A 22,838-nucleotide genomic window follows, 5' to 3' on the forward strand; every position below is an offset into this window, starting at 1 on the left:
CGTACTGGCCGCCGCCCACCCGGGGAGGCTCGGACGACGGGAGGGTATAGCCGCCCGGCGCCGGATGCCGGATGGGCAGCCCGGAGCTGGGCGTGTCGTCCGGGATGTAGGTCCCAGGAGTCGCCGGATCGTACGCCTGCCGCCCCTCGTCCACAGGTTCCTCTTCCACCGGCGCATCGTGCTTGCGCCGCCGAAGCCAGCCCTGCCGCTTCCCGGACGCCGGCTCCGGCCCAGCCGCGGGGAGTGGTTGGCCGGTGAAGGGGCTGATGCCGGGCGGTACGACGTACGACTCCTCGTCGTCCAGCGGGGTGTCTCCAGTCACGGGTGGTTCAACGACCGAGACCTCTGCTGTGTCAGGGCCGACCGGGAAACTTGCCGGTTCTGCAAAGTTCCGGGCGAAATCCTCCGCCGCCACGACCCCGGCCGGCACATCGGGCTGCACCGGCGACCGCGGATCGATCGCGAAATGCGCGAAGAACTCCCTTAGGGACTCGACCGTCACCCCAGCCCGGATCAACGCGACCCCGAACGGCCGCAACTCGTCCAACCCGCCGAGGTAATCGGCCCACTCCGCGACCCACTCGATCATCTCGTCCGCGGCGGCCTCGTCGGACGTGACCCACTGCCCGATCGGCGCGAACCCGTCGTCGACCGGCTGCCAAGGATCACCCGGGTACGACGCCCGCGCCCATGTCGAGTTGAACGCCCCGTACACGAACCCGAGCTCGCCCGCCGCCTGCCGCTGCCGCACCTCCGGCTGCCCGATCCAGTCCGGCGAACCGGCGAGCAGGTCCTCGCCGGCGGTCCGGCTGTGCTGCGTGTGGAACCCCCACAGCACGGCCCGTCCGTCGGCCAGCCGGGTCATCCGCAGTACGGACGCCGTCTCGTCCTGGTGGTGGTACCCGTCGGCGTCGGCGTACCACCGCCGGTCGAAGCCCGTGGCATGGGAGACCGCGGCGAGTGCGGTCCAGCGGGCGCGCAACTCCTCCGGGTCGTCCAGGTCAACGAGCGGCATCGGGTCTCCAAGCGCATTTGGAATCCAGCCCCAGACGCTACCCGAGGCCTCCCCCGCTGACCACTCAGCTGTCCACAGGCTCCAGTACGGCGACGCACTCGATGTGGTGGGTCATCCCGAACAGATCGAACGCGCGCAGCGACGCGATCCCGTACCCGAGCCGCCCGAACGTCTTCAGGTCCCGCGCCAGCGCCGCCGGATCGCACGCCACGTAGGCCACCCGGCGCGGCCCGAGCGCGGCGATCCGCCGTACGACGTCCTTCCCGGCCCCGGTCCGTGGCGGGTCGAGGACGACCAGGTCGACACGCTCCAGGCCCTGACCGGCGGCCGCGTTCAGCACCCGGTCTACGTCGCCGTTCTCCAGCGTGACCCCGTCCAGGTCGTGCAGGTTGCGCCGTGCGTTCCGTACGGCGTCCTTGTCGCCCTCAACGGCCAAGACCGCACACCCTGCCTCGGCCAGGAACGCCGCGAACAGCCCGACCCCCGAGTACAGGTCAAGCGCGGTCTCACCCTCAGCAGGCTCGAGCCCACTCAGTACGGCGTCCACCAGCGTCTCCGGCGCCGCCGGGTGCACCTGCCAGAAGCCCCCGGCCTCCACCAGGAACCGCCGGTCGCGGACGACCTCGACCAGTCGCTCCCCCGGGTCCTGGTCCGTCTGTACGGCGGTCTTGCCCTCCGACGACACCACGGCCTGCACCGACGACACGTCAGGCCACCGTGACTCCAGCACGTCGGGTGTCCCCGGATGCGCGATCAGGCACCGGTCGATCGGGATCAGGTCGTGCGAGCGGTGCGCGTACATCCCGGGCCGCCCGTCCACGACGGCGTACCGCATCCGCGTCCGCCAGCCCAGCCCGTCGTCACCGGGCGACTCCATCACCACGGTCCGTTCGATCCCGCCGATCCGGCGGAGCGTGTCGGACACGACGGTCGCCTTCAGCCGGCGTTGCTCCACGACGTTCGCGTGCTGGAAGTCACAGCCGCCGCACAGGCCGGGCCCGGCGTACGGGCAGGGCGGGTCGATCCGCTGCGGCGACGGTGTCAGCACCGAGACCGCGTCGGCTCGCAGGTACTTGGCGGTCTGCTCGGTGATCCGGGCGTGCACCAGCTCGCCCGGAAGCGCGTGCCGGACGAACACCACTTGCCCCTCGTGCCGGGCGACACAGTGTCCCCCGTGCGCGACTGGACCTACCTCCAGCTCGACTACCGTTCCGACCAGACTGTCGTTCTCGTCTGTCACCGATCTCCTGACGCCTTGCGGGCACCGCGCCGTACCTGGCCGGCCACCCGTTCCACCCGGTCCTGCCGCTCCTCGGCCCCCTGCGACGAGAGCAGTTGGTAAGGAACGGACGTAACCATGACACCAGGTGTGAACAAGAGCCGCCCCTTGAGCCGGAGTGCGCTCTGGTTGTGCAGCAGGTGCTCCCACCAGTGCCCGACGACGTATTCGGGGATGTAAACCATCACCACGTCCCGCGGCGACTGCCTGCGGATGTCACGGACGTACTGCAGGATCGGCCGGGTGATCTCGCGGTACGGCGAGGCCAGCCGCTTGAGCGGAACCGGGATGCCACGAGCGTCCCACTCAGCCTGCAGCGCGTCGGACTCGTCCCGGTCGACGTCGACGGTGACGGCCTCCAGCGTGTACGGACGGGCCGCCTTGGCGAACGCCAGCGCCCGCAGCGTCGGCCGGTGCAGCTTGGAGACCAGGATGATCGAGTGCACCCGGGACGGCAGCATCAGCGGCTCGTCGTCCTCGGCGGACATCTGCCGGCGGACCGTCTCGTAGTGCCGGTGGATGCCCTTCATCAGCACGAACAGCAGGGCCATCGCGATGATCGCGATGTACGCGCCGTGGGTGAACTTGGTCAGCAGCACGATCACCAGCACCACGCCGGTCATCGTCAGGCCGACCGTGTTGATGATCCGGGAGCGGAACATGTGCCGCCGCTTGGCCGGTTCCGTCTCGGTCTTCAGCAGCCGCGTCCAGTGCCGGATCATCCCGAACTGGCTGAGCGTGAAGCTGACGAACACGCCGACGATGTACAGCTGGATCAGCTTGGTGACCTGGGCGTCGAACGCGATGATCAGCGCCATCGCGCAGAGCGCCAGCAGCACGATGCCGTTGCTGTACGCGAGCCGGTCGCCGCGGGTGTGCAGCTGGCGCGGCAGGTACCCGTCCCGGGCCAGGATCGAGCCGAGCACCGGGAACCCGTTGAACGCGGTGTTCGCGGCCAGCACCAGGATCAGCATCGTCGCGCCGATCACCACGTAGAAGGCCGGCTGGAAGTCCGAGAACACCGAGTCGCCGATCTGGCCGATCACGGTCTTCTGGGTGTAGCTGTCGCCGACGGGCTGCCCGTTGCGGTACAGCTGCGTGGCGGGGTTCTCGGCGTACCGGAGACCGATCTTGCTGGCCAGGAACAGGATGCTCATCAGCATCGTGACCGCGATCGTGCCGAGCAGCAGCAAGGTGGTCGCCGCGTTCCGGCTCTTCGGCTTGCGGAACGCCGGTACGCCGTTGCTGATCGCCTCCACACCGGTCAGCGCCGCACACCCGGACGAGAACGCCCGGGCGAGGAGGAACACCGCGGCCAGCCCGGTGAACAGCTCGTGCCCGCCCTCCGGCCGTACCTCGAACCCGGCGCTCTCCGCCGGCGGGAGGTTGCCCGCGGCGAGCCGGATCAGGCCCCAGATCGCCATCCCGATGATCGAGAACATGAAGATGTACGTCGGCACCGCGAACACGCCGCCCGACTCACGGACACCGCGCAGGTTCATCGCAGCCAGCAACAGCACCAGGCCGACCGCGAGCGGTACCTCGTGCCCCTCCAGGAACGGCAGCGCCGACTTCGCGTTCTGTACGCCGGACGAGATCGACACCGCCACCGTCAGGACGTAGTCGACCATCAACGCACTCGCGACGGTCAGGCCGGCGGACGGGCCGATGTTGACCGTCGCGACCTCGTAGTCACCCCCGCCGGACGGGTAGGCGTGCACGTTCTGCCGGTACGACGCCACCACGACGAGCATCACGAACGCGACCAGCAGGCCGATCTTCCACGAGTAGCCGTACGCCGCCAGGCCGGCGATCGACAGCGTGAGGAAGACCTCGTCGGGGGCGTACGCGACCGACGACAGCGCGTCGCTCGCGAACACCGGGAGGGCGATGCGCTTCGGCAGCAGGGTCTCACCCAGCTGGGTGCTGCGCAGTTTGCGTCCGAGCAGCAGCCGTTTGCCGATATCGCCTAGAGCGGGAGTCACACCGGTGATGTTAGATGGCTGACAGGACCGTGTAGCGTCTACCTCTGCCGAAACCGACCCAGCGGCCCTCACGGGCAGGGAGTGATCACGGAGTGCACGTCGTCATCATGGGCTGCGGCCGCGTCGGGTCGATGCTCGCCCGCGGTCTGGAGAAACGCGGCCATACGGTCGCGATCATCGACCAGTCGGCCGACGCGTTCCGGCGCCTGAGCCCCGCCTTCACCGGCCGGACCATCGTCGGGATGGGTTTCGACCGGGAGATCCTGATCGAGGCCGGGATCGAGGACGCCGAGGCGTTCGCGGCCGTCTCGAACGGCGACAACTCGAACATCCTGGCCGCCCGGGTGGCGCGCGAGACGTTCGGGATCGGGAACGTGGTGGCCCGGATCTACGACCCGGGCCGCGCCGAGGTGTACCAGCGGCTCGGCATCCCCACCGTCGGCACCGTCCGCTGGACCGTCGACCAGATGATGCGCCGGCTGCTCCCGGAAGGCTCCGAGCCCGAATGGCGAGACCCGTCCGGTACGGTCCGGCTCGCCGAGGTGCACGTCCACGCCGACTGGATCGGCCGGCTCGCCCTCGACATCGAGAAGGCCACCGGCGCCCGGGTCGCGTTCCTGACCCGGCTCGGCGAAGGCATGCTGCCCAAGGCCGACACCGTCATCCAAGAAGGTGACCTGGTCCACGTCGTGATGCTGGAACGGGACGCCGCGACGATCGAGTCCCAACTCGGCACCAAGCCTGAGGAGCTGTGATGCGGGTCGCCATCGCCGGAGCCGGGAACGTCGGTCGTTCGATCGCCGGCGAACTCCTGGAGAACGGCCACGAGGTGCTGCTGATCGACAAGGACCCGCGCGCGATCAAGGCCGAGTCCGTACCGCGGGCCGAATGGCTGCTCGCCGACGCCTGCGAACTCTCCTCGCTCGAGGAGGCCGCCCTGCAGCGCTGCCAGGTCGCCATCGCCAGCACCGGCGACGACAAGGTCAACCTGGTCGTGTCGCTGCTCGCCAAGACCGAGTTCGGCGTACCCCGGACCGTTGCCCGGGTCAACCATCCGCGCAACGAGTGGATGTTCAACGAGGCCTGGGGCGTCGACGTCTCCGTGTCCACGCCGCGGATCATGTCGGCCCTGGTCGAGGAAGCCGTCTCCGTCGGCGACCTGGTCCGCCTGTTCACCTTCCGCCAGGGCGACGCGAACCTCGTCGAACTCACCCTCCCCGAAGACTCCCCCATGATCGGCCAACGCGTCGGCGACGTCGACTGGCCCCTCGACACCGCCCTCGTCGTCATCCTCCGCGAAGGCCGAGTCCTCCGCCCCGACCCCGAAGGCACCCTCGAACTCAACGACGAACTCCTCTTCGTAGCCGCCGACGAAACCGAAGAACAACTCGAAGCCATGCTCTCCCCCCACCACCAACGCGGCGAATAACCCCCTCACGCGGTGTCCGCGAGACGGACACCGCTGCGCGGCGGCTGCTGGCGCGAGGTGCACGTATAGCGGTCGCCCCTTCGCGGAGGCTGTCTGTTGCCGCCTCCGGCGGGTGCGCGTCAAGCGCCACCGGGCTGTGGTGCTGCCGCCGGGTGCTGAAGAAGGTCACCGCTGCGCGCTAGCCGCATGTTGCCGCCTTCGGCGGGGTGCGCATGTGCTGCTACCGACGGGGGGCACGAGCGCCGGGTGCTGCACTGCGTGGTGCTGGCGTAAGAGGTCGCTGCTTCGCGGTGGCTGTCTGTTGGCGCCCTCGGCGGGTGCGCCTGAGGTGCTAACAGGCGGAGGTTGTGGCGCCAGGGGAGGTGCTGCCGGGTGACGTGCAGCCAGGGATGTGCTTCCGCACGACTGACGACGGGCTGTGCGGATACCGCGACCCGCGCGGCAGCCTGCCCGCGTCCGCCGAGCATGCACGACAAGGAAAGACGGGCTGCTTGAATACTGCCGGGGTGGCGTCGCCGGCCGGATCGACCGCCTGCCGCAGGGCAGCCACAGTACTCAGGACAAGCTCTCGTGGCACCGGCTACTGACAGCCTTCTGCGCGCAGCGACCGCACACACCGACCTTGCACACCGGCACTGAACACCGACCAACACCACGCCCACACCAACCGTTCACGGCAGGTCCACCTCACCCAGGATCCCTTACAGATAAGGGATCCTGGTCTATCGCCGATTTGCCTGTGACCATTCTGTGACATACAATGGAACACATGTTCGATATTGATCTGGATGGGCTCTCGACCGCGGACCTGCTGGCCGCGGGAGCCGAGTACGTCCAGGATCAAGAAGACGCCGCAGTCGGTGTCCTGCGCGTGACGCTCGCCTTCGCCGACCGCAACGCCGTCGTCGACTGGGCAGGCCGCGAGCTCCTGCCCGGCTACGAACGCCTCCGCGTCTACGGCGGCGAAGGCTGCCCCGGCGTCGGGGAGTTCGCCCCGGTCGAACTCGGCGCCGTCCTCGGCATGTCCTCCGGCGCCGCCGCCTCCCTCCTCGGCGAAGCCCTCGCCCTACGCCACCGCCTGCCCCGCGTCTGGGCCGCCGTCCTGTCCGGCAACGCCATCGCCTGGCGCGCCCGCAAGATCGCCCACGCCTGCCTGTCGCTGTCGATCGAGGCCGCCGCGATCGTCGACGCCCGCGTCGCCGGCATCGTCAACAACCTCACCCCCGGCCGGTTGAAGAAGATCGTCACCGCCGCCATGTGGGAAGCCGACCCCGCACAAGCCCAAGCCGCCGCCGAAGCCGCCGCGAAAACCCGCGGCGTGTTCGTCGCCCAGTCCGACCCTGACGACGACTACGGCACCAAACGCATCTTCATCCGCGCCCCGACCGGCGCAGTGGTCCGGTTCAAGGCCACCGTCGACGACCTCGCCCAAGCTCTGCAAGCCTTCGGCGACACCGACACCCTCGACGAACGCCGCGCGAAAGCCATCGACTGGCTGTCCGACCCCGCCGCCGCCGACCACCTCCTCAAGGTCTACCACCACCTCACCCACACCCAAGCCCAACCGGCACAAACCGACACCAACCAACCCACACCCGAGCACCAAGACGCAGCCACCACCGCGGACACCACCGCGGCAGATGCCGCCGCAGCCGAGGCTCCCGAACCGGACGTTCCGGGCGCGCCGGGGCCCGACGACGTTGTCGTGGACGAGAACCCCGCCGCAGCCGGGCATCACCAGCCGAACCAACAGCACGAGCAGCACGAGCAGGACGACCGCGACGAGCAGCACGAATGGGACCAGCGGGACGAGTGGCAGGACCCAGCCGCCGACACCACCAACCTTGCCACCGGCCGGGACAGGCAAGCCGTCTTGAACAGCGAGCCCGGCACGGACAGCACGGACGGCGCCGGATACGCGGGCGGTAGGTGCGCTGACGACGGCGAGTACGACACCAGCGACACGGACACCCAGTACGACACCCCAGACAGCGCGGACACCGACGGCATGAACCACGTGGGGTACCTCCTCGGCGTGGACGACCCGGACCACCCGCACTACCCGGTCGACGCCGCCGGCCCGAGCAGCGCGGGCCGCACCGTCCATCACGGTGACGCGGACGGTGCTAGTACGGCTCAGGAGCTCACTCGGCCAGAGCTGGGCGACACCCTCCAGGCGCGGCTCGCCGCGATCAAACAGCAGGCCCACACTGGCGGTCCCGGTACGGGCGGCACCGGAGCTCGCAGTGCAGGTGGTCGGGGACGGCGGCACACGCTGTATGTGCATCTGACCGACAAAACGCTTGCCGCCGGTACCGGCGTACTTCGCGTGGAGGGGCTCGGGCCGTTGCTTGCCAGCCAGCTCGGCGAGTTGCTGGGTCACGATCGGGTGGTCGTGAAGCCGGTCATCGATCTGCATGATCAGGTCAGCGTGGACAGCTATGAGATCCCTGACGGGATCCGTGAACGGGTACGGCTGCGCCATCCGGTCGACATGTTCCCCTACGGCGGCCGCGAAACCACCACCTCAATGGACCTCGACCACATCACGCCGTACAAACACGCCCACACCCCAGAACACACCAGCACCACCGGCGACGCCGGCCGGGCGGAATGCGTTGTGCGAGCCGACACCCCCGCACCAGGCAGTGGGACAGGTCTGTCTCGAAACGCCAGGCCACCCGGACGAGCAGGACTGCCCGCGCCACCCGGGCAGACCAACGTCGACAACCTCATACCCCAAGGCCGACTCCACCACCGCGCGAAAACCTTCGGTGGATGGCGCAACCGGCGCCTGCCCGAGGGAGCAATCGAGTGGATCAGCCCGCACGGATTCGTGTTCCGGGTCGACCACACCGGGACGCATAGGGTCACGGTCAGCTGAGACTGGGACACCGTGGGCGGTTGCTGGCTCACTCGAGCATGGGCCGGGGTCTTGGACGGCCACGGGGTGCGCGCCAAGCCCCCAGGTGGGGATCACGACGGCGGGTGGGGCTTGGTGCTTGGGTGTGTGGGCGGCTGGTGCGGCGGCGTGCGTCCGTTTCCGCGCGGCGGGGGCTGGGCGGGGCGGTTGCTGCGCGCGGCCGGGACGGTGTTGGTTCGGCTCGGGCGGATGGGTGCGGTCGCGGGGTGATCCGGCGGGCCGAGGAGGCCCCCGGTGTCTCGCGGTTGTCGTGGGGCGGTGCCTTGCTGGTGGGGCGCGGGGGCCTGGGTGGCTAGGCGCGTTCTTCGGGTTTGTTTTCGGGTTTGGTGCCGCGGAGCAGGTGGGCGAAGTTGTCTTTGACCTCGTCCCATTTCTCCGGCGGTATCGAGGCGCGGAGTACGGCGTACGCGGCCCACAGGGTGACGGCGTAGAACGGGAGGCCGAGGCCGATCTTGGCGATGCCGAGGGCGTTGACGTTGTGGGCGAGGTAGAGCGGGACCATGATCACCAGGCGGATGCCGACCTGGCTGGCGAAGACGATCGTTACCCGGTTCAGGCCGCGGAACAGGTCGGGGTCGTTGCGCCAGCCGAGCCAGGTCTGGGTGATCACGCCGTACAGCAGGCCGAACAGCGGGTAGCGGGACAGGATCGTCACCAGGTAGAGGACGCCGTAGCCGGCGTTCAGGAGGATGCCGGGGAGGAAGGCGTCCTGGGCCTGGCCGGTGTGGTGGGCGGTCCAGGCGGAGATGAGTACGCCGATGAAGCCGGCGATCACGCTGGCGATCGGCTTGCGGCGGACGAGCCGGTAGAGCGCGACGACCGCGGCGGCCGAGATCGCGACGATCAGCGCGAGCTTCAGGTTGTGGTCGCTGAAGCCGTAGACCAGGGTGAACGCGATCCAGGGCAGGCCGACGTCGACCATCATGCCGACCCAGCTGCCGAGGCCCTTCGACGCGGGGGCGGCGGGCTCAGCCATGGGCTTCTTGGGGCCGGAGCTCGTAGCGCGGGTTGAACATCACCCGGTCGCCGTCGACGACGCCGATCCGGCCGGAGGCGATCAGCTCCGAGCCGGCGTGGATGCCGCCGATCTTGCGGCGGCCGAGCCAGATCAGCTTGACCGTGCCGGTTCCGTCGTACAACTCACCCTCCAGTGCCGGTACGCCGCCGCGCGGGCTGAACGTGATGGTGCGCAGTGTCCCGTACAGCGTGACGAGCTCCCGGTCGTGGCAGCCGGTGATGGAGCGCGCACCGCAGTCCTGCGCGAAGTCCTGGAGGACTTCCGCGTCCTGCTGGTCGCGGTCCCCGGCCAGGCCGCGGAAGGCGCGCTTCCACAGCCCCTCGGGTTTGTTGCTGCCCATGACGTCGAGTGTAGTCCGGTCAGGCCTGCTCGGCGTCGTTCGGCTGAGCGCCCTCGGGCAGCCGCAGCGGCAGCGACTCGCGGACCGCCATCGGCTCGTTCCCGCGAACCACGACGACGTTCCGCAGGGTCTCCTCCATCGGCGCCGCGGCGTCCGGCTCGACCGCGGCGCGGCCGAGGACGGTACCGCGGAGCAGCCAGCGCGGGCCGTCGACGCCGATCACCCGGGAGGTCTGGCTGAACACCTGTCCTTCGGGGTCCTCGACCGGCACGACGAGCACCAGTTCGGTGCCGAACGGGCCGTCGGTCTCGGTCGCCGTACCGCCCATCCGGGCGGCCTCGTCCATGATCTCCTGGCGTACTTCGTCCCAGATGCCGCTGGTCTTCGGCGCCGCGAACGCCCGCAGCTCGAGGGCGGAGTCGTCCAGCATCAGCAGCACGGCCTGCACGACGCCGCTCTGCTCGTCGACCTGCAGCCCCAGCTCCATCCCGGGCATCCCGGTGACCTGCAGCGCGCCCAGGTCGATCCGTTCGCCGGACTCCAGGTCGGCCTCCTCGACCTCGGTCGAGTCGAACGGGCCCGCGGCGCGGACGTCCGGCGTCTCCTCGACGGTCTCGCTCGTCTCGGGCTCGTCGTTCTTGCCCTTACGGCGGAAGATCACAGCTGTTGCCTACTTCCTCGATGTTGGTACGGGCGCTGGCACCGCGCCGTAGTCTCGCGCATCCGACAGGTCAACGGGTGCACCTGATCAGCGTGTCACATCTCCGAAACCGCCGGTCGACCCGTGCCCCCGCACACCCCGTGCGGACCCCGGCAGCGAGGTCACCTCGACGAACCGCGCCTTCGAGACCTGCTGGACGATCAGCTGGGCGATCCGGTCGCCGCGCCGGATCGTCACCTCGGCGGCCGGGTCGAGGTTGATCAGGTTGATCTTGATCTCCCCGCGGTACCCGGCGTCCACGGTGCCGGGGGCGTTGACGATCGAGACGCCGTGTTTGGCCGCCAGCCCGGAGCGCGGGTGCACGAACGCGGCGTACCCGTCCTGCAGGGCGATCGCGATGCCGGTGCCGACCAGGCCGCGCTCCCCCGGCTTCAGGGTCAGGTCGGCGGCCGCCACCAGATCCGCGCCGGCGTCGCCGGGGTGCGCGTAGGAGGGCAGCGGGAGGTCGGGGTCGAGTCGCTGGATCAGTACCTCGGTCACGAGAGGCGACCCTATCCTTGTCCCCGTGGATGCGTATCGGGAGAGTCTGCGGGTGCCGGTGTCGTGGTGGATCATCGCCGTCGCCACCGTGATCACTCTGTTCGTGATCGTCGCCGTGCCGGCCGGAACGCCCGCCGGGGCGATCGTCGGCGGGCTCGCGGCGGTGATGCTGCTGGCGTGGTTCGTGCGGTACGGCGGGGCGCGGGTCGAGGTGGACGCGCGGAAGCTCCGCGCCGGGCGGGCCGAGATCGACCGGTCGTACCTCGGTGACGTCGAGGCGCTGACCGGGGACGCCGCGCGGTACGCGTTCGGGCGGGACTGCGACCCGAAGGCGTACCTGGTGCTGCGCAGCTACATCCGGGGCGCCGTCCGGGTGCGGATCACCGACCCGGGTGACCCGGCGCCGTACTGGCTGATCGCCACGCGGCACCCCGATCGGCTTGCTGCCGCGCTGAGTGGGCACAGCGTGGGAAGATCCTGACTGTCAGCAGTCGTACGAGGAGGGTTTGCAGTGGTCGGAGCGAAGATCGGCTGGAAGCTGGTGCAGGCCGCGTTCACGATCGTGGTGGGCCTGGCCGCGAGCAAGGCGGTCAGCACGGCCTGGAAGCTGGGATCCGGCGGGAAACCGCCGAAGAACGGGCAGGGCGGGTACGCCGAGGTCGCGACCTGGGCCGCCGTCAGCGCCGGGGCCGCCGCGGCAGCCCGGCTGTTCGCGGAGCGGCGGGCGGCGGCGTACTGGCTGAAATCGACCGGCTACGCCCCGCCCGGCTACGACGAGGACACCCTGCGGAAGAGCATCACCGAGGACTGATCAGGACAGCACAGCGGGACCGTTCCACGATCGTGGAACGGTCCCGCTGATGTTTGCAGACGAAGAAGGGCGACCCGTCAGGCGGCGCAGTCGCGGCAGATCAGCTGCCCGTTCTTCGTTTCGGCGAGCTGGCTGCGGTGGTGAACCAGGAAGCAGCTCGAACAGGTGAACTCGTCGGCCTGGCGCGGGAGGACCCGGACCGCCAGCTCCTCGTGGCTCAGGTCCGCGCCGGGCAGCTCGAAGCTCTCCGCGGCCTCGGCCTCGTCCTCGTCGACCTTGCCGGAGTTCTTGTCGTGACGCCGAGTCTTGAGCTCCTCGATCGACTCTTCGGAAGCGTCCTCGTCCGTCTTGCGCGGGGCGTCGTAATCAGTCGCCATGGTGTTTCCCTGCCCTCTTCGTACCCGTGGTGTTGCCTGCTGAGCCCTTGAACGGGTGGAGCGGCCGAGAAATTCCGCGTCGGAGCACCGCGCTGAACTTTCGTCCCCCGAAACCCTTGACAGCCAGGCCGGGACCGGCAATCACCGTTCCCGAGGACGGGATTGTGCCCTATAAAGGTCCGCAATGCACGACTGGGTCCATGGTGTGACCCGCGTGTCGCAACAAATGTCAGGACCGAACACACGAATGCTCGTTAGTGCGCGGTACTGCGCAGAAACGAGCACTCAGGAGACTCTAAGCGCGCAGCGGGTCGGCGCCGGCCAGCAGGTCGTGGAACGGCCCGAAGAGCGCCGGACTGGCCGCGATCGACATCTCGGGCGACACCGGAGCGCCGTTGAGCCCGCCCACGGCCGCTCCGGCCTCGGCCGCGATCAGCGCACCCGCTCCGTAGTCCCACGGGTTCAGCCCGCGCTCGAAGACCACGTCCAGCCGGCCGCACGCCACGTAGCACAGGTCGATCGCGCCGACCCCGATCCGGCGGATGTCGCGGACCTTGGTGATCAGGTGCTGGATCACCTCGGCCTGCACCTGCCGGCGCGCCGGGTCGTACCCGAAGCCGGTCCCGACCAGCGCCTTCGCCAGGTCGGTCTCGCCGGACACCTGGATCGGCTTGCCGTCGGCGTACGCGCCGCCACCGAGCGTCGCGGTGAACACCTCGCCCTTCGGCGCGTCCACCACTACACCGGCGACCGTCTTCCCGTCCTGCTCGACCGCGATCGAGACGGCGTACGTCGGGAGGTCGTACAGGTAGTTGACCGTGCCGTCGATCGGGTCGACGACCCAGCGCACCCCACTGGTGCCGACCACGTCGTCGCCCTCCTCGCCGAGGAACGAGTCGTCCGGCCGGGCCTTCAGCACCCGGGCGCGGATCAGCTCCTCGGACTCGCGGTCGACCGCGGTCACCACGTCGGTGACCGTGCTCTTCGTGTCCGCGACGGTGATCGTGCCGCGGCGGCGTTCGACGATCATCCGCGCCGCCTCCTCCGCCACGTCGACGGCGAGCTTCAGCAACTCTTCCGGGGAGGTCATGCGTGGTCCTTCGGTCGGCTTACAGGTCGGCGCAGGGCTGGGCAGCAGTCGTGGCGGCAGTCGTCCCAGGCCGGACCGAGCTTGCCGACGCACGGGCGGTCCGGTTCCTCGCCGCGTTCGCCGGCGGCCCGCTCGACCACCAGGTCGCGGAGCATCGTGACGAACCTCTCGTCGGTTCCCGGGGTCGCGGCCCGGGCCATCGGCAGGCCGAGCTTCTCGGCGGTCTTCGCGGCCTCGGTGTCGAGGTCGTAGATGACCTCCATGTGGTCGCTGACGAACCCGATCGGTACGACGGCGACGCCCGGCTGCCCCTCGGCGGCGAGCGCCTCGAGGTGGTCGTTGACGTCCGGCTCCAGCCACGGCACCTGCGGTGGCCCGGACCGCGAGCAGTAGACCAGGTCGGTCCGGCGGGACTGTCCGGTACGGCGCTCCAGCTCCGCCGTGATCGAGGCGGCGACGTCGTTGTGCCAGTCGACGTACCCGTTGCCGTCCGGGCCGCTGGTGGCGTTCATCGCGGTCGGGATCGAGTGCGTCACGTACGCGATCGCGGCACCGTCGGGGAGCTTGCTCAGCGCCTCGGCCGTGGACTCCACGAACGCCCCGACGAAGCCCGGGTGGTTCGCGTAGTGCCGGAGCTTGTCGATCCGCGGCGCGTCCGGGATCTCCCGGGCGGCGTCCTCCAGGTTCTCCCGGTACTGCCGGCAGCCGGAGTACGACGGATACGCGGACGTGACGATCACCACGGCCCGGCGGACCCCGTCGGCCGCCATCTCGCGCATCGTGTCGGTCAGGTACGGCGCCCAGTTGCGGTTGCCCCAGTAGACCGGCAGGTCCAGCCCGATCTCGTCGAACGACTCCCGCAGCGCCTGCAGCAGCGCCCGGTTCTGGTCGTTGATCGGGCTCTTGCCGCCGAACGCGTAGTAGTGCTCGCCGACCTCCTTCAACCGCTCGTCCGGGATCCCGCGGCCGCGGGTCACGTTCTGCAGGAAGGGGAGCACGTCCTCGGGCTTCTCGGGCCCGCCGAACGAGAGCAGCAGTACAGCATCGTACGGAGGCGCAGCTGGCGACATATTCCAAGCTTCTCAGACGCCGATGACCTAAGCTGCTCCCGGTCTCTCATGCTCAAGCCTTACATCCATCTCATGCGCCGCCCCGGCGCCGGTGCGTTCTTCGCGGCCGGCATCCTCGGGCGGATGCCGATCTCGATGATCGGCCTCGGAATCGTCATCCTGATCGCCCAGGAGAGCGGCTCGTACGGTCTGGCCGGCGCGGTGTCCGGCGTGGCCGTGATCGCCGGCGCGCTGACCGGCCCGGTCCAGGGCCGGCTGGTCGACCGGTTCGGCCAGCGCGGGCTGATCCTGATCGGGTCGGTCGCCTGTACGGTCGGCCTCGCCGGCCTGCTCGTCGCCGTCCGTGCCGGTGCGGCTACCTGGGTGCTGTACGTGCTGTCGTTCGTTGCCGGCGGCACCCGTCCGCAGGTCGGGTCGTTCGTCCGGGCACGCTGGACGCACCTGCTCGGCCGCGGGCGTGCCCTGCAGACGGCATTCGCGCTGGAGGCGGTGGGCGACGAGGTCGTCTTCATCGTCGGCCCGGTCCTGGCCACCACGCTCGCGACGCAGGTCAGCCCGTACGCCGCCTTGTCCGCGGCGGGCGTACTGGGGCTGGCGGGCGGGATCTGGCTGGCGATGCTGCGCGCGTCCGATCCGCCCGGGCGCGGGAAGGCGAACGGCGCCGAGCAGGCACCGCTCCCCTGGCTGTCGATCATGCTGCTCAGCCTGATCGGGCTCGGCCTCGGCGCGACGCTCGGCGGCGCCGAGGTGATCACGGTCGCGTTCACCACCGAGAAGGGCAAGGCCGGCCTGGCCGGTGTCGTGCTGGCGATCTGGGCGTTCGGCAGTCTGCTGGCGGGACTCTGGTACGGCTCGGTGCACTGGCGCGCCCCGGTCGAACGGCGGCTGCTGCTCGGCACGATCGCGCTGGCGATCACGCTGGCACCGCTCCCCTGGGTCAACAGCATCCCGCTGCTCGGCGTGGTGCTGTTCTGCTGCGGTATGACGATCGCGCCGACCATGGTCGCGGTCACCGCGTGCGTCGAGGAGTGGGTGCCGCCGGAGCGGCTGACCGAGGCGATCACCTGGACCGTGACCGGCATCCTGCTCGGTGTCGCGCCGGGCAACGCGGCCGCCGGGCACGCGGTCGACGTCTGGGGGCCGTCGAACGCGTACTGGGTCCCGTTCGGGGTCGGCATCGCGTGCGCGATCGTCGCGGGCGTCTCGATCACGTTCGCCCGGCCGAAAGAACGATTCGCCCACAACTAGGCTTGCATCTCCTGTTAGGGGAGGTGTTTGAGTGTCTGGCATGGACCATTCGATCGGTGCGCTGGCCCGGCTCGGGGGTGTCTCGGTGAAGACCGTGCGGCACTACTCCGAGCTCGGCCTGCTCGCGTCCTACCGGACCTCGGCGGGCCACCGGAGGTACGACGAGACCGCCGTCGCCCGGCTGCGGCTGATCCGGACGCTGCGTGCGCTGGACCTCGACCTGCCGACGATCAGCGCCGTGCTCCGGCAGGAGCGTTCGATCGCCGAGGTCGCCGCCACGCACGCCGACGCGCTCGCGATCCAGCTCCGCACGCTGCAACGGCAGCACGCACTGCTGACGGTCCTGGCCCAGCACCCGCACCTGGAGGACCTTCACCTGATGACCGAGCAAACCGCGCAGGACCGCCGCGCACTGATCACCGAGTTCCTCGAGTCGACGCTGCACGGCGTCGAGCCCGCCGTCCACGCGAACCTCACGCCTGTCCTACCCGACGACCCCACTCCCGAGCAGGTGTCCGCCTGGCTCGAGCTGACCACGCTGATCGCCGACGAGGGCTTCCGGACGACGATCCGCAACCTCGCGAGCGGGTACCACGCGCTGGCCGGCGACGACCCGTTACGCCCCGATCCGGAGTATCGCAGCAGCCTGATCGCGCTCCGCCGGCACGTCGACCAGCGCTGGGACCGCTACATCGAGTTGGTTGCCGTGATCAACGAGTGGGCGCCGCCGTTACGGATTACGGGGTAACGGTGCGTTCCAGCCCCGGCGGATGGCGAGCAGCCGGATCGCGAAGCAGGTCAGTGCGGCGACGATCGGCACCCACAACGCGTGGTAGTCGAGCCACGCCGCGATGACGACGATGCCCGCGCCGAGGAGTGCGGGCGTGGCGTAGATCTCGGACCGCAGTACGACGGGGACGCGGCCGCTGAGCACGTCCCGGAGCACTCCCCCGCCGATGCCGGACAGCATGCCGAGCAGGGCCGCCGAGATCGGGGACAGGCCGAAGTCGATCGCCTTCAGCGCACCGGTGACACAGAACAGGGCAAGCCCTGCCGCGTCGAAGATGTTCACCAGCCGCTCGACGCGGCCGATCCCAGGATGGAGGAAGAACGTGATCAGGCCGGCCACGATCGGGACCACCAGGTACCGCCAGTCGCGGAGCGCCGCCGGCGGCGTCTGGCCGATCAGCACGTCACGGATGAATCCGCCGCCCAGACCGGTGACGAGCGCGAGGACCTGGATGCCGAAGACGTCGAGCCTCTTCCGTACGCCGACCAGTGCGCCGGTGATCCCGAACACGAAGATCCCGACCAGGTCGAGCACATGCAACACCATGAGCCGAACGCTAAACCACAATGTCTACATGAACCGTGCCCCGGAGGTCGACTACTCCACCACTTCTGCCCGCCCTGAGTGGGGCTCGCTGCCGTCGGCGTTGCACGAGGCACTTGCCGAAACACTCGGGCAGCGGATCGTCGACGTGGCTGCGCCGGTGTCGTCCGGGTTCACCGGGGGCTTCGCGGCGCGGGCTCAGCTGGCGGACGGACGGCGGGTGTTCATCAAGGCGGCCCCTGAGGACCTGCATGCGTACGGCGCTTACCAGCGCGAGGCCGAGGTGGTTCCGCAGCTTCCCGCTGTGGTGCGTGCGCCGGCTGTTGTCGGGACGGCTCTCGCGGACGGGTGGTTCGCGGTGGCAGCCGAGTGGGTGGACGGGCGGATGCCCGGGGCGCCGTGGACGGAGGCCGACTTCGAGCTGGTGACTGCTGCCTGTGAGGCGACGGCCGAGGCGATGCGGCCGAGTCTGTTGACAGGGCTGGACAGCTTTGCCGAGCTCGTGGGTGACGACGTGGGCGTTCCGGCACAGGTGCTGGCCGGCGAGCGGGCGTTGGCGTCGGGGCTGCCTTCGTGGGTGCCTCAGGTGTTGCCCGAGTTGGTCGAGCTGGTTCAGCTCGTGCCGCAGGCTTTGGTCGGTGACACCGCGGCGCATTCCGACCTGCGGCCGGACAATCTGCTGATCGACGGCTCCGGCACCTGCTGGACGGTCGACTGGAACTGGCTGACGCTCGGCCCGCGCTGGGTGGACTGGGTCGGTCTCCTGCCGGTCGCGCAGTACCAGGGCATCGACACGTTCGGCGCGCTCGCGCGCAGTCCGCTCACGGCCGGTGTGCCGGAGGATCACCTCGACTGCTTCGTGGCCGTCATCGCGGCGTACATGATGAAGAACATCGACGCCCCGCCGCCACCCGGGTGTACGCCGGCGCTGCGGGAGCACCAGCGGCTGTCCGCGTGGACGTTCCTCGACTGGCTCGCCGTCCGGCGCGGGTGGCCTACCGTAGACGTATGACCAAGGCGCCCACCAGCAGGTTCAAGGTCGAAGTGCTCGACGGCGACCGTACGTCGCGCCGTGAGGACATCGTCAGCACCGAGGAGCCGCTCGAGCTGCGGCTGGAATGGCCGGGCCGGCCGCCCGAGCCGCTGGTGGTGACGATGCGGACGCCGGGGTCGGACTTCGAGCTGGCCGCCGGGTTCTGTCTCGGCGAAGGGTTCGCGGTGCGCCCGGACGCGATCCGGACCGTTGCCTACTGCACCGATGTCACGCTGACCCGCGAGCAGCAGTTCAACACCGTTACGATCAGCTTCGACGGTCCCCCGGACCGCGAGCCGCCGCAGCGGTACGGCGTCACCTCGGCCGCCTGCGGGGTGTGCGGGCAGCAGAGCCTCGACGAGCTCGCGGAACGCCAGTACGACCCGGTCGACCCGGTCGAGGTGCCGTTGGACGTCGTCCGGCGGCTGCCCGACCTGCTCCGCGAGGGCCAGCCGATGTTCAACCGAACCGGCGGGCTGCACGCCGCGGGCCTGTTCACCACGGACGGCCGGAAGATCGTGGTGAAGGAGGACATCGGCCGGCACAACGCCGTCGACAAGGTGGTCGGCTGGACCGTCCTGAACCAGCACTCCCGTAAGGGACTGGTGCTCGCGGTCAGCGGCCGCGCCGGGTACGAGATCGTCCAGAAGGCGGTCGCGGCCGGGCTCGGCATGATCGTCGCGGTCGGTGCGCCGTCCAGCCTGGCCGTCGACCTGGCCCGCCAGTTCGGCATCACGCTGGCCGGGTTCGCGCGCGGCGAGCGCTGCGTCGTCTACTCGGCGCCGGAGCGGATCATCCGTCCAGCGTGATGAACGTCGCCTTCGGGACGTACTCGTAGCGGTCCGGCATGCAGGTCAGGATGATCACCTGGCCGTGGTCGCCGGCCCGGCCGAGCAACGCGCCCATGTCCCGCAGCCGGGCCTTGTCGGACCAGCCGAGCGCGTCGTCGAAGATCACCGGCACACTGCCCTCGCCAGTGCTCACCAGGTGGCTGATCGCGAGCCGCGTGATGATCGCCAGCTGCTCCTGAGCACCGGTGGACAGCGCCTCGACGGGCAGTCGTACGCCGTCCAGCTCACGTTCCGCGACCGCCAGGTCGTCGTCCAGCCAGACCCGGAACGACGGGCCGTAGACGCTCCGGCCGAGCGCCTCGATCCGGCTCTGCAACGGCTCGGAGTACTTGGTCTGTGCGGCGGCCCGGTGCCGGCTGAGCGTCTCGTACACCCGTTGCGCCGCGTCGGCGCGGCGGAGCAGGCTCTCGTACTCGGTGCGGACGGCGGAGAGCTCCAGCTCGGCCAGGTCGCGACGCGTCGCCAGCCCGTCTCGGCCGGACTGCTCCAGGCGGCCCTCCGTCGTACGCAAGGCGTCGCGCAGCCGGTCGCGCTCGTCCTGGAGACGCTTCGCGACCTCCAGGGCGGCGGCCAGTTCGTCGGCCACCTGGTCGGCTCCGGCCGCGTCGGCCTGCTCCTGGACGGCGGTCAGTTCTTCGAGCACTGCCTCGACTTCGGCGGTCGCCTCGGTTTCCGCCGTGCCGACGGACTCGTCGTCGAGAACGGCCCGGGCGGCTTCCAGCGATTCGAGCGCCGCGGCCAGGCGTTCGGCGGCAAGCTCCGACCGGGCACGCGCGTTCTGCGCCTCGGAGCGGTCCTCGTCCGCGGCCTTCCGCGCTTGGGCCGCGGCGAACTCCGCGTCGGCGAGCAGCCGCTCCGCTTCTCCGAGTCCGTCCCGGGCGGTCTCCAGCGCCCGCTGTGCACCCGCGAGATCGTCCGGCTCGGGCTCGTCCACCTCGAAGCCGTCGAACAGCGTGTCGTGCGGCGAGGCGAACTCCTCGAACAGCGACATCTGTCCGGGCACACCCTCGACCGCGGGCTGCTTGCTGCCGGACTCCTCGTCGGCCGTCCCCAGCCGCGCCGTCAGTACGGCGATCCGCTCGCCCGGGTCGCCACCCGCCGTCAGCGACTTCTCGGTCCGGCGGGCCTCGTGCAGCTCGGCCGCCGCCGTGTCCGCCTTCCGCAGCAGCTCCCGCGCCGCGGCGACGTCCTTCACGCCGGCCTTCTTCAGCAGGTCCTTCTCCCGGCGTACGGCGTCGTCCACCCGCGAGCGCAGCGTGGCCGCCTCGCCACCGGCGCGGACGGTCACCTCGACCTGCCCCGGCACGCCGACGACCAGCTCGCCGGACACCAGCAGCTCGGTCGACTCGTCGAACCCGAGGTCCGCCGGTACGTCGCCCTCCAGGCCGGTCCCGGACAGCTCGACCGGCTCCGCGCCGAGCCGCCGTACGGTCACCTCGGGGACGCCGGCCGCGAGCGCCGCGCGGGCCTCGACCAGCGCCGCGCGGGCGTCCTCGAGCGCGGCCACGAGTGCGTCGTCGACCTTGATCCGGTCCAGGATCGTGCCGGCCGCGGCGATCCGCGCGCGGACGTCGACCAGCTCGGTCTGCTGACCGATCAGCCGGTCCAGCTCGGCCCGGTCCATCAGCTCCGACACCCGGCGCTCGGCCGCCTGGACCTCGGTACGGCGGACGTCCTTGAGCTCCACGACCTCCGCGAGGGCGACCTCCGCGGCCTGGACCAGCTCGGCCGCCGTCTTGGCGACCAGCTCCGCGTCGGACCGGCGGGCGGCGTGCTCGGCCTCGAACTTGGTGAACCGCTCGACCTCTTCGAGCAGCCGCTCGCGGTCGAGGCGGGTGCGGGTGTGGTTCTCCAGCCGGGCCCGCGCGGTCTCGGCGCGGGACCTGACCGAGTCGCGGCGGAGCAGGATCTCGTCGGTCGCCTGCTTGCGTTCGCGCAGCGCCTCGACGCCCGTCAGGTGGTCGGTCAGCCGGCCCGACACATCCTCCAGGTCGAGGTTGAGGCGCTCGGCGCGGCGGATGTCCGACTGCACCTCGTCCATCGCCTGCAGCGCCTGCCTGGCCGCGAGTTCGGCGGCGGCGACCGCCTTCGCGGAGCGGGCGAAGTCGCCGGTCGGCTTGCCGCGCGGGGTCCAGTAGCGCAGGTACTCGTGCTCGACCGCGGACACCAGCGGCATCGACGCACCGTCGACCGGCGTACCGGATTCGGCCGTGACCGCGGTGATCAGCGGTTCGGCATCGGCCGGTGTTGGCAGCACCAACGACTGGCCCTGGCTGACCATCAAGGTCTGCCAGAGCACGGGGTCGACGTTCTCGTGGAACAGCCGCTCGGCCTCGTTGTGCGCCTCGCGCCCGGTCCAGGACCGGCGGCGGCCGTCCGGCTCGACGATGGTCAGCTCGGTGGAACGGTTCTTCAGCCAGCGCTTGGCGTACGTCAGCTCGCGGCCGCCGAGGCTGAGCTCGACCGTCACCTCCGGGCCGACGTCCTGGCCGGCGGGCTGGATGTCCCGGATCCGGGTCGACTTCGAGTCGTCGGGCAGGTCGAAGACCAGCCCGAAAGCCTCGACCAGGCTGGACTTGCCGACCTCGTTGTCGCCGACCACGACGGTCGTGCCGAGCGCGCGGAACCGGACAATACGGTCCTTGACGCCACGGAAGTCCCGTAGCGCCAAGCTGTGCAGCCTCATCCCGCGTCCCGCGCCAATCGGTGCATCAGCGAGAGCGCCGCACCGGCGCCCTCGTCACCGCCGGCCAGGGCCTGCCGTAGCTCCTCCATCGCGGCCCGGGCCGGGCCGCTCAACTGCAGCGACTCCAGGTCCGCGGCGTCCGGCGCGGGCCGGACCGTCCAGAACTTCACCCACCGCTCGACGCTCGCGAACACCTCGCCCTGGGCGTCGATGATGCTGTCCAGACGGGCCAGCAGCGGGAGCGACAGCGAGCCGTCGCCGGCGAGACGCACGTACGAGCGCTCCTTGTCGGGGAGCTCCGCGAACCAGTCCTCGAGGGCGGTGATCGACTCCTCGTCGAACAGTTCGACCCGGTGGTCGACCATGTGCCAGGCGCCGACGCGGATCGGCTCGACCTCGATGCCCTCGCCGATGGTGACCTTCAGGACGTTGCCCGGCGCGTCCTCTTCCGGGGACGTGACCTCCTGCGTGCCGGAGAACCAGATCCGGTCCGTCACACGCGTCGTCGAGTGCCGGTCGCCGAGTCCGACGTACTGCAGGCGGCCGTCGGCGACGGCGGCCTCCAGGGCGGTCTGGTCGATCGGCGGTACTTCGGACATCCCGCCGGACAGGCTGGTCAGCTGCCCGTGGGCGAGCAGGATCCGGGTGGTGCCGGGGTCCGGTGTGAGGTCGGCGTACGCCGGGGCGGCGGGGTCGGACAGCGGGCGGCGGGAACGCCACGGCGCGCCGACGATCTCCACGCCGGGGAGGATCCGGAACGGCGTCGTTTCGGTCAGTACCGTGACGTGGTCCGGGGCGTGCGCGAGCCACTGGCTCGACGTCCAGAGGGAGCCTGGTTCGAGCGCGTCGTGGTTGCCCGGGAGCAGGACCACCGGGACCGGGATCCGTTTGAGGGCCTCGCAGGCGCGCAGGATGGTCTGGCGCTCGACCTGGTTGTGCTCGAACACGTCCCCGGTGACGACCACGAACGCCGCGCCGGTGCGTTCGGCCACCTCGCCGATCCGCGCGACAGCATCCAGCCGTGCCTGACCCCACCGGGCCTGGCCGTCCGGCCCCAGGAACCGGCGCATCATCCCCAGCTGCCAGTCCGAGCTGTGCAGAAACGTGATCGAGTCCATTGCGGGTAGAACGCTAACCCGAGCCACCGAC

At 70.2% G+C, this 22,838-nt stretch carries 21 protein-coding genes; 9 read left to right on the forward strand and 12 right to left on the reverse strand.

What is annotated here, in order from left to right:
* Positions 1-1,079: 1,079 nt before the first annotated feature.
* Both ACQHIV_RS12810 and ACQHIV_RS12815 read right to left on the reverse strand, forming a co-directional pair.
* Positions 1,080-2,255, reverse strand: a complete 1,176-nt coding sequence (locus ACQHIV_RS12810; RefSeq protein ID WP_427893968.1) for a class I SAM-dependent RNA methyltransferase — start codon at positions 2,253-2,255, stop codon at positions 1,080-1,082.
* The gene (locus ACQHIV_RS12815) at positions 2,252-4,279 is read right to left on the reverse strand and encodes an APC family permease (RefSeq protein WP_427893970.1); all 2,028 of its coding nucleotides are present in this window, start codon (positions 4,277-4,279) and stop codon (positions 2,252-2,254) included. The genes ACQHIV_RS12810 and ACQHIV_RS12815 overlap by 4 nt, the downstream gene beginning before the upstream one ends.
* Positions 4,280-4,371: 92 nt before the next feature.
* On the opposite strand from ACQHIV_RS12815, the gene ACQHIV_RS12820 reads away from it, so the two are divergent.
* From ACQHIV_RS12820 to ACQHIV_RS12830, 3 genes are all read left to right on the forward strand, one after another.
* Positions 4,372-5,034 (forward strand): potassium channel family protein, encoded by a 663-nt coding sequence (locus tag ACQHIV_RS12820; protein WP_427893972.1) that lies wholly within the window; start codon positions 4,372-4,374, stop codon positions 5,032-5,034.
* Positions 5,034-5,708, forward strand: coding sequence for a potassium channel family protein (locus ACQHIV_RS12825; protein ID WP_427893974.1), 675 nt, complete (start codon positions 5,034-5,036; stop codon positions 5,706-5,708). The genes ACQHIV_RS12820 and ACQHIV_RS12825 overlap by 1 nt, the downstream gene beginning before the upstream one ends.
* 769 nt (positions 5,709-6,477) lie before the next feature.
* Positions 6,478-8,592 carry a hypothetical protein gene (locus ACQHIV_RS12830; protein WP_427893976.1) on the forward strand — a complete coding sequence of 705 codons (2,115 nt, stop codon included), beginning with the start codon at positions 6,478-6,480 and terminating at the stop codon, positions 8,590-8,592.
* Positions 8,593-8,923: 331 nt separating this feature from the next.
* Here the strand turns inward: ACQHIV_RS12830 and ACQHIV_RS12835 are convergent, their stop codons facing one another.
* The 4 genes from ACQHIV_RS12835 to dut form a co-directional block, all read right to left on the reverse strand.
* Positions 8,924-9,607, reverse strand: a complete 684-nt coding sequence (locus tag ACQHIV_RS12835; protein ID WP_427893978.1) for a DUF3159 domain-containing protein — start codon at positions 9,605-9,607, stop codon at positions 8,924-8,926.
* A complete protein-coding gene (locus tag ACQHIV_RS12840) occupies positions 9,600-9,989 on the reverse strand; it encodes an OB-fold nucleic acid binding domain-containing protein (protein ID WP_325035842.1) in 390 nt (129 codons plus the stop codon). Before ACQHIV_RS12840 ends, ACQHIV_RS12835 begins: the two co-directional genes overlap by 8 nt.
* Positions 9,990-10,008: 19 nt before the next feature.
* Positions 10,009-10,650, reverse strand: a complete 642-nt coding sequence (locus tag ACQHIV_RS12845) for a DUF3710 domain-containing protein (protein ID WP_427893979.1) — start codon at positions 10,648-10,650, stop codon at positions 10,009-10,011.
* Positions 10,651-10,737: 87 nt separating this feature from the next.
* On the reverse strand, positions 10,738-11,190 hold the full coding sequence (gene dut / locus ACQHIV_RS12850; RefSeq protein ID WP_427893981.1) for a dUTP diphosphatase: 453 nt from the start codon (positions 11,188-11,190) through the stop codon (positions 10,738-10,740).
* A gap of 25 nt (positions 11,191-11,215) precedes the next feature.
* Here dut and ACQHIV_RS12855 point away from each other — a divergent pair, with 25 nt between their 5' ends.
* On the forward strand, positions 11,216-11,671 hold the full coding sequence (locus tag ACQHIV_RS12855; protein WP_427893983.1) for a DUF3093 domain-containing protein: 456 nt from the start codon (positions 11,216-11,218) through the stop codon (positions 11,669-11,671).
* A gap of 30 nt (positions 11,672-11,701) precedes the next feature.
* On the forward strand, positions 11,702-12,001 hold the full coding sequence (locus ACQHIV_RS12860; protein WP_427893985.1) for a DUF4235 domain-containing protein: 300 nt from the start codon (positions 11,702-11,704) through the stop codon (positions 11,999-12,001).
* Positions 12,002-12,078: 77 nt separating this feature from the next.
* On the opposite strand, the gene ACQHIV_RS12865 is transcribed toward ACQHIV_RS12860, so the two are convergent.
* From ACQHIV_RS12865 to ACQHIV_RS12875, 3 genes are all read right to left on the reverse strand, one after another.
* A complete protein-coding gene (locus ACQHIV_RS12865) occupies positions 12,079-12,378 on the reverse strand; it encodes a DUF4193 domain-containing protein (protein ID WP_130379292.1) in 300 nt (99 codons plus the stop codon).
* 295 nt (positions 12,379-12,673) lie between these two features.
* Complete coding sequence (locus tag ACQHIV_RS12870; RefSeq protein ID WP_427893988.1) at positions 12,674-13,468, reverse strand: inositol monophosphatase family protein; 795 nt, start codon at positions 13,466-13,468, stop codon at positions 12,674-12,676.
* Positions 13,465-14,538 (reverse strand): ferrochelatase, encoded by a 1,074-nt coding sequence (locus ACQHIV_RS12875; RefSeq protein WP_427893990.1) that lies wholly within the window; start codon positions 14,536-14,538, stop codon positions 13,465-13,467. Before ACQHIV_RS12875 ends, ACQHIV_RS12870 begins: the two co-directional genes overlap by 4 nt.
* 48 nt (positions 14,539-14,586) lie before the next feature.
* Here ACQHIV_RS12875 and ACQHIV_RS12880 point away from each other — a divergent pair, with 48 nt between their 5' ends.
* Entirely contained in the window at positions 14,587-15,786 is a 1,200-nt protein-coding gene (locus ACQHIV_RS12880; protein ID WP_427893992.1) for an MFS transporter, read from the forward strand.
* Between the two features lie 40 nt (positions 15,787-15,826).
* Positions 15,827-16,534: a MerR family transcriptional regulator gene (locus ACQHIV_RS12885; protein ID WP_427893994.1), complete on the forward strand. Its 708-nt coding sequence runs from the start codon at positions 15,827-15,829 to the stop codon at positions 16,532-16,534.
* Here the strand turns inward: ACQHIV_RS12885 and ACQHIV_RS12890 are convergent.
* A complete protein-coding gene (locus ACQHIV_RS12890) occupies positions 16,517-17,122 on the reverse strand; it encodes a trimeric intracellular cation channel family protein (protein WP_427893995.1) in 606 nt (201 codons plus the stop codon). The two genes, ACQHIV_RS12885 and ACQHIV_RS12890, sit on opposite strands and share 18 nt — an antisense overlap.
* A 28-nt stretch (positions 17,123-17,150) precedes the next feature.
* Here ACQHIV_RS12890 and ACQHIV_RS12895 point away from each other — a divergent pair, with 28 nt between their 5' ends.
* Both ACQHIV_RS12895 and fdhD read left to right on the forward strand, forming a co-directional pair.
* Positions 17,151-18,131, forward strand: a complete 981-nt coding sequence (locus ACQHIV_RS12895) for a phosphotransferase (RefSeq protein WP_427893997.1) — start codon at positions 17,151-17,153, stop codon at positions 18,129-18,131.
* Positions 18,128-18,961 (forward strand): formate dehydrogenase accessory sulfurtransferase FdhD, encoded by an 834-nt coding sequence (gene fdhD, locus ACQHIV_RS12900; protein ID WP_427893999.1) that lies wholly within the window; start codon positions 18,128-18,130, stop codon positions 18,959-18,961. The genes ACQHIV_RS12895 and fdhD overlap by 4 nt, the downstream gene beginning before the upstream one ends.
* Here the strand turns inward: fdhD and ACQHIV_RS12905 are convergent.
* Together ACQHIV_RS12905 and ACQHIV_RS12910 are read right to left on the reverse strand one after the other, a co-directional pair.
* Entirely contained in the window at positions 18,945-21,689 is a 2,745-nt protein-coding gene (locus ACQHIV_RS12905; RefSeq protein WP_427894001.1) for an AAA family ATPase, read from the reverse strand. The genes fdhD and ACQHIV_RS12905 overlap by 17 nt on opposite strands.
* Positions 21,686-22,807: a metallophosphoesterase family protein gene (locus ACQHIV_RS12910; protein ID WP_427894003.1), complete on the reverse strand. Its 1,122-nt coding sequence runs from the start codon at positions 22,805-22,807 to the stop codon at positions 21,686-21,688. The genes ACQHIV_RS12905 and ACQHIV_RS12910 overlap by 4 nt, the downstream gene beginning before the upstream one ends.
* Between the last annotated feature and the right edge of the window lie 31 nt (positions 22,808-22,838).

The sequence above is a fragment of the Kribbella polygonati genome, assembly GCF_050320105.1.
GTDB lineage: Bacteria > Actinomycetota > Actinomycetes > Propionibacteriales > Kribbellaceae > Kribbella.

Excerpts from the sequence above, each read along its gene's own strand:
- ACQHIV_RS12895 (WP_427893997.1), top strand. The coding sequence starts at position 17,151 with ATGAACCGTGCCCCGGAGGTCGACTACTCCACCACTTCTGCCCGCCCT.
- ACQHIV_RS12890 (WP_427893995.1), bottom strand. The coding sequence starts at position 17,122 with ATGGTGTTGCATGTGCTCGACCTGGTCGGGATCTTCGTGTTCGGGATC.
- fdhD (WP_427893999.1), top strand. The coding sequence starts at position 18,128 with ATGACCAAGGCGCCCACCAGCAGGTTCAAGGTCGAAGTGCTCGACGGC.
- ACQHIV_RS12910 (WP_427894003.1), bottom strand. The coding sequence starts at position 22,807 with ATGGACTCGATCACGTTTCTGCACAGCTCGGACTGGCAGCTGGGGATG.
- ACQHIV_RS12870 (WP_427893988.1), bottom strand. The coding sequence starts at position 13,468 with ATGACCTCCCCGGAAGAGTTGCTGAAGCTCGCCGTCGACGTGGCGGAG.
- ACQHIV_RS12905 (WP_427894001.1), bottom strand. The coding sequence starts at position 21,689 with ATGAGGCTGCACAGCTTGGCGCTACGGGACTTCCGTGGCGTCAAGGAC.
- ACQHIV_RS12825 (WP_427893974.1), top strand. The coding sequence starts at position 5,034 with ATGCGGGTCGCCATCGCCGGAGCCGGGAACGTCGGTCGTTCGATCGCC.
- ACQHIV_RS12885 (WP_427893994.1), top strand. The coding sequence starts at position 15,827 with ATGGACCATTCGATCGGTGCGCTGGCCCGGCTCGGGGGTGTCTCGGTG.
- ACQHIV_RS12875 (WP_427893990.1), bottom strand. The coding sequence starts at position 14,538 with ATGTCGCCAGCTGCGCCTCCGTACGATGCTGTACTGCTGCTCTCGTTC.
- ACQHIV_RS12840 (WP_325035842.1), bottom strand. The coding sequence starts at position 9,989 with ATGGGCAGCAACAAACCCGAGGGGCTGTGGAAGCGCGCCTTCCGCGGC.
- ACQHIV_RS12880 (WP_427893992.1), top strand. The coding sequence starts at position 14,587 with ATGCTCAAGCCTTACATCCATCTCATGCGCCGCCCCGGCGCCGGTGCG.
- ACQHIV_RS12835 (WP_427893978.1), bottom strand. The coding sequence starts at position 9,607 with ATGGCTGAGCCCGCCGCCCCCGCGTCGAAGGGCCTCGGCAGCTGGGTC.
- ACQHIV_RS12830 (WP_427893976.1), top strand. The coding sequence starts at position 6,478 with ATGTTCGATATTGATCTGGATGGGCTCTCGACCGCGGACCTGCTGGCC.
- ACQHIV_RS12865 (WP_130379292.1), bottom strand. The coding sequence starts at position 12,378 with ATGGCGACTGATTACGACGCCCCGCGCAAGACGGACGAGGACGCTTCC.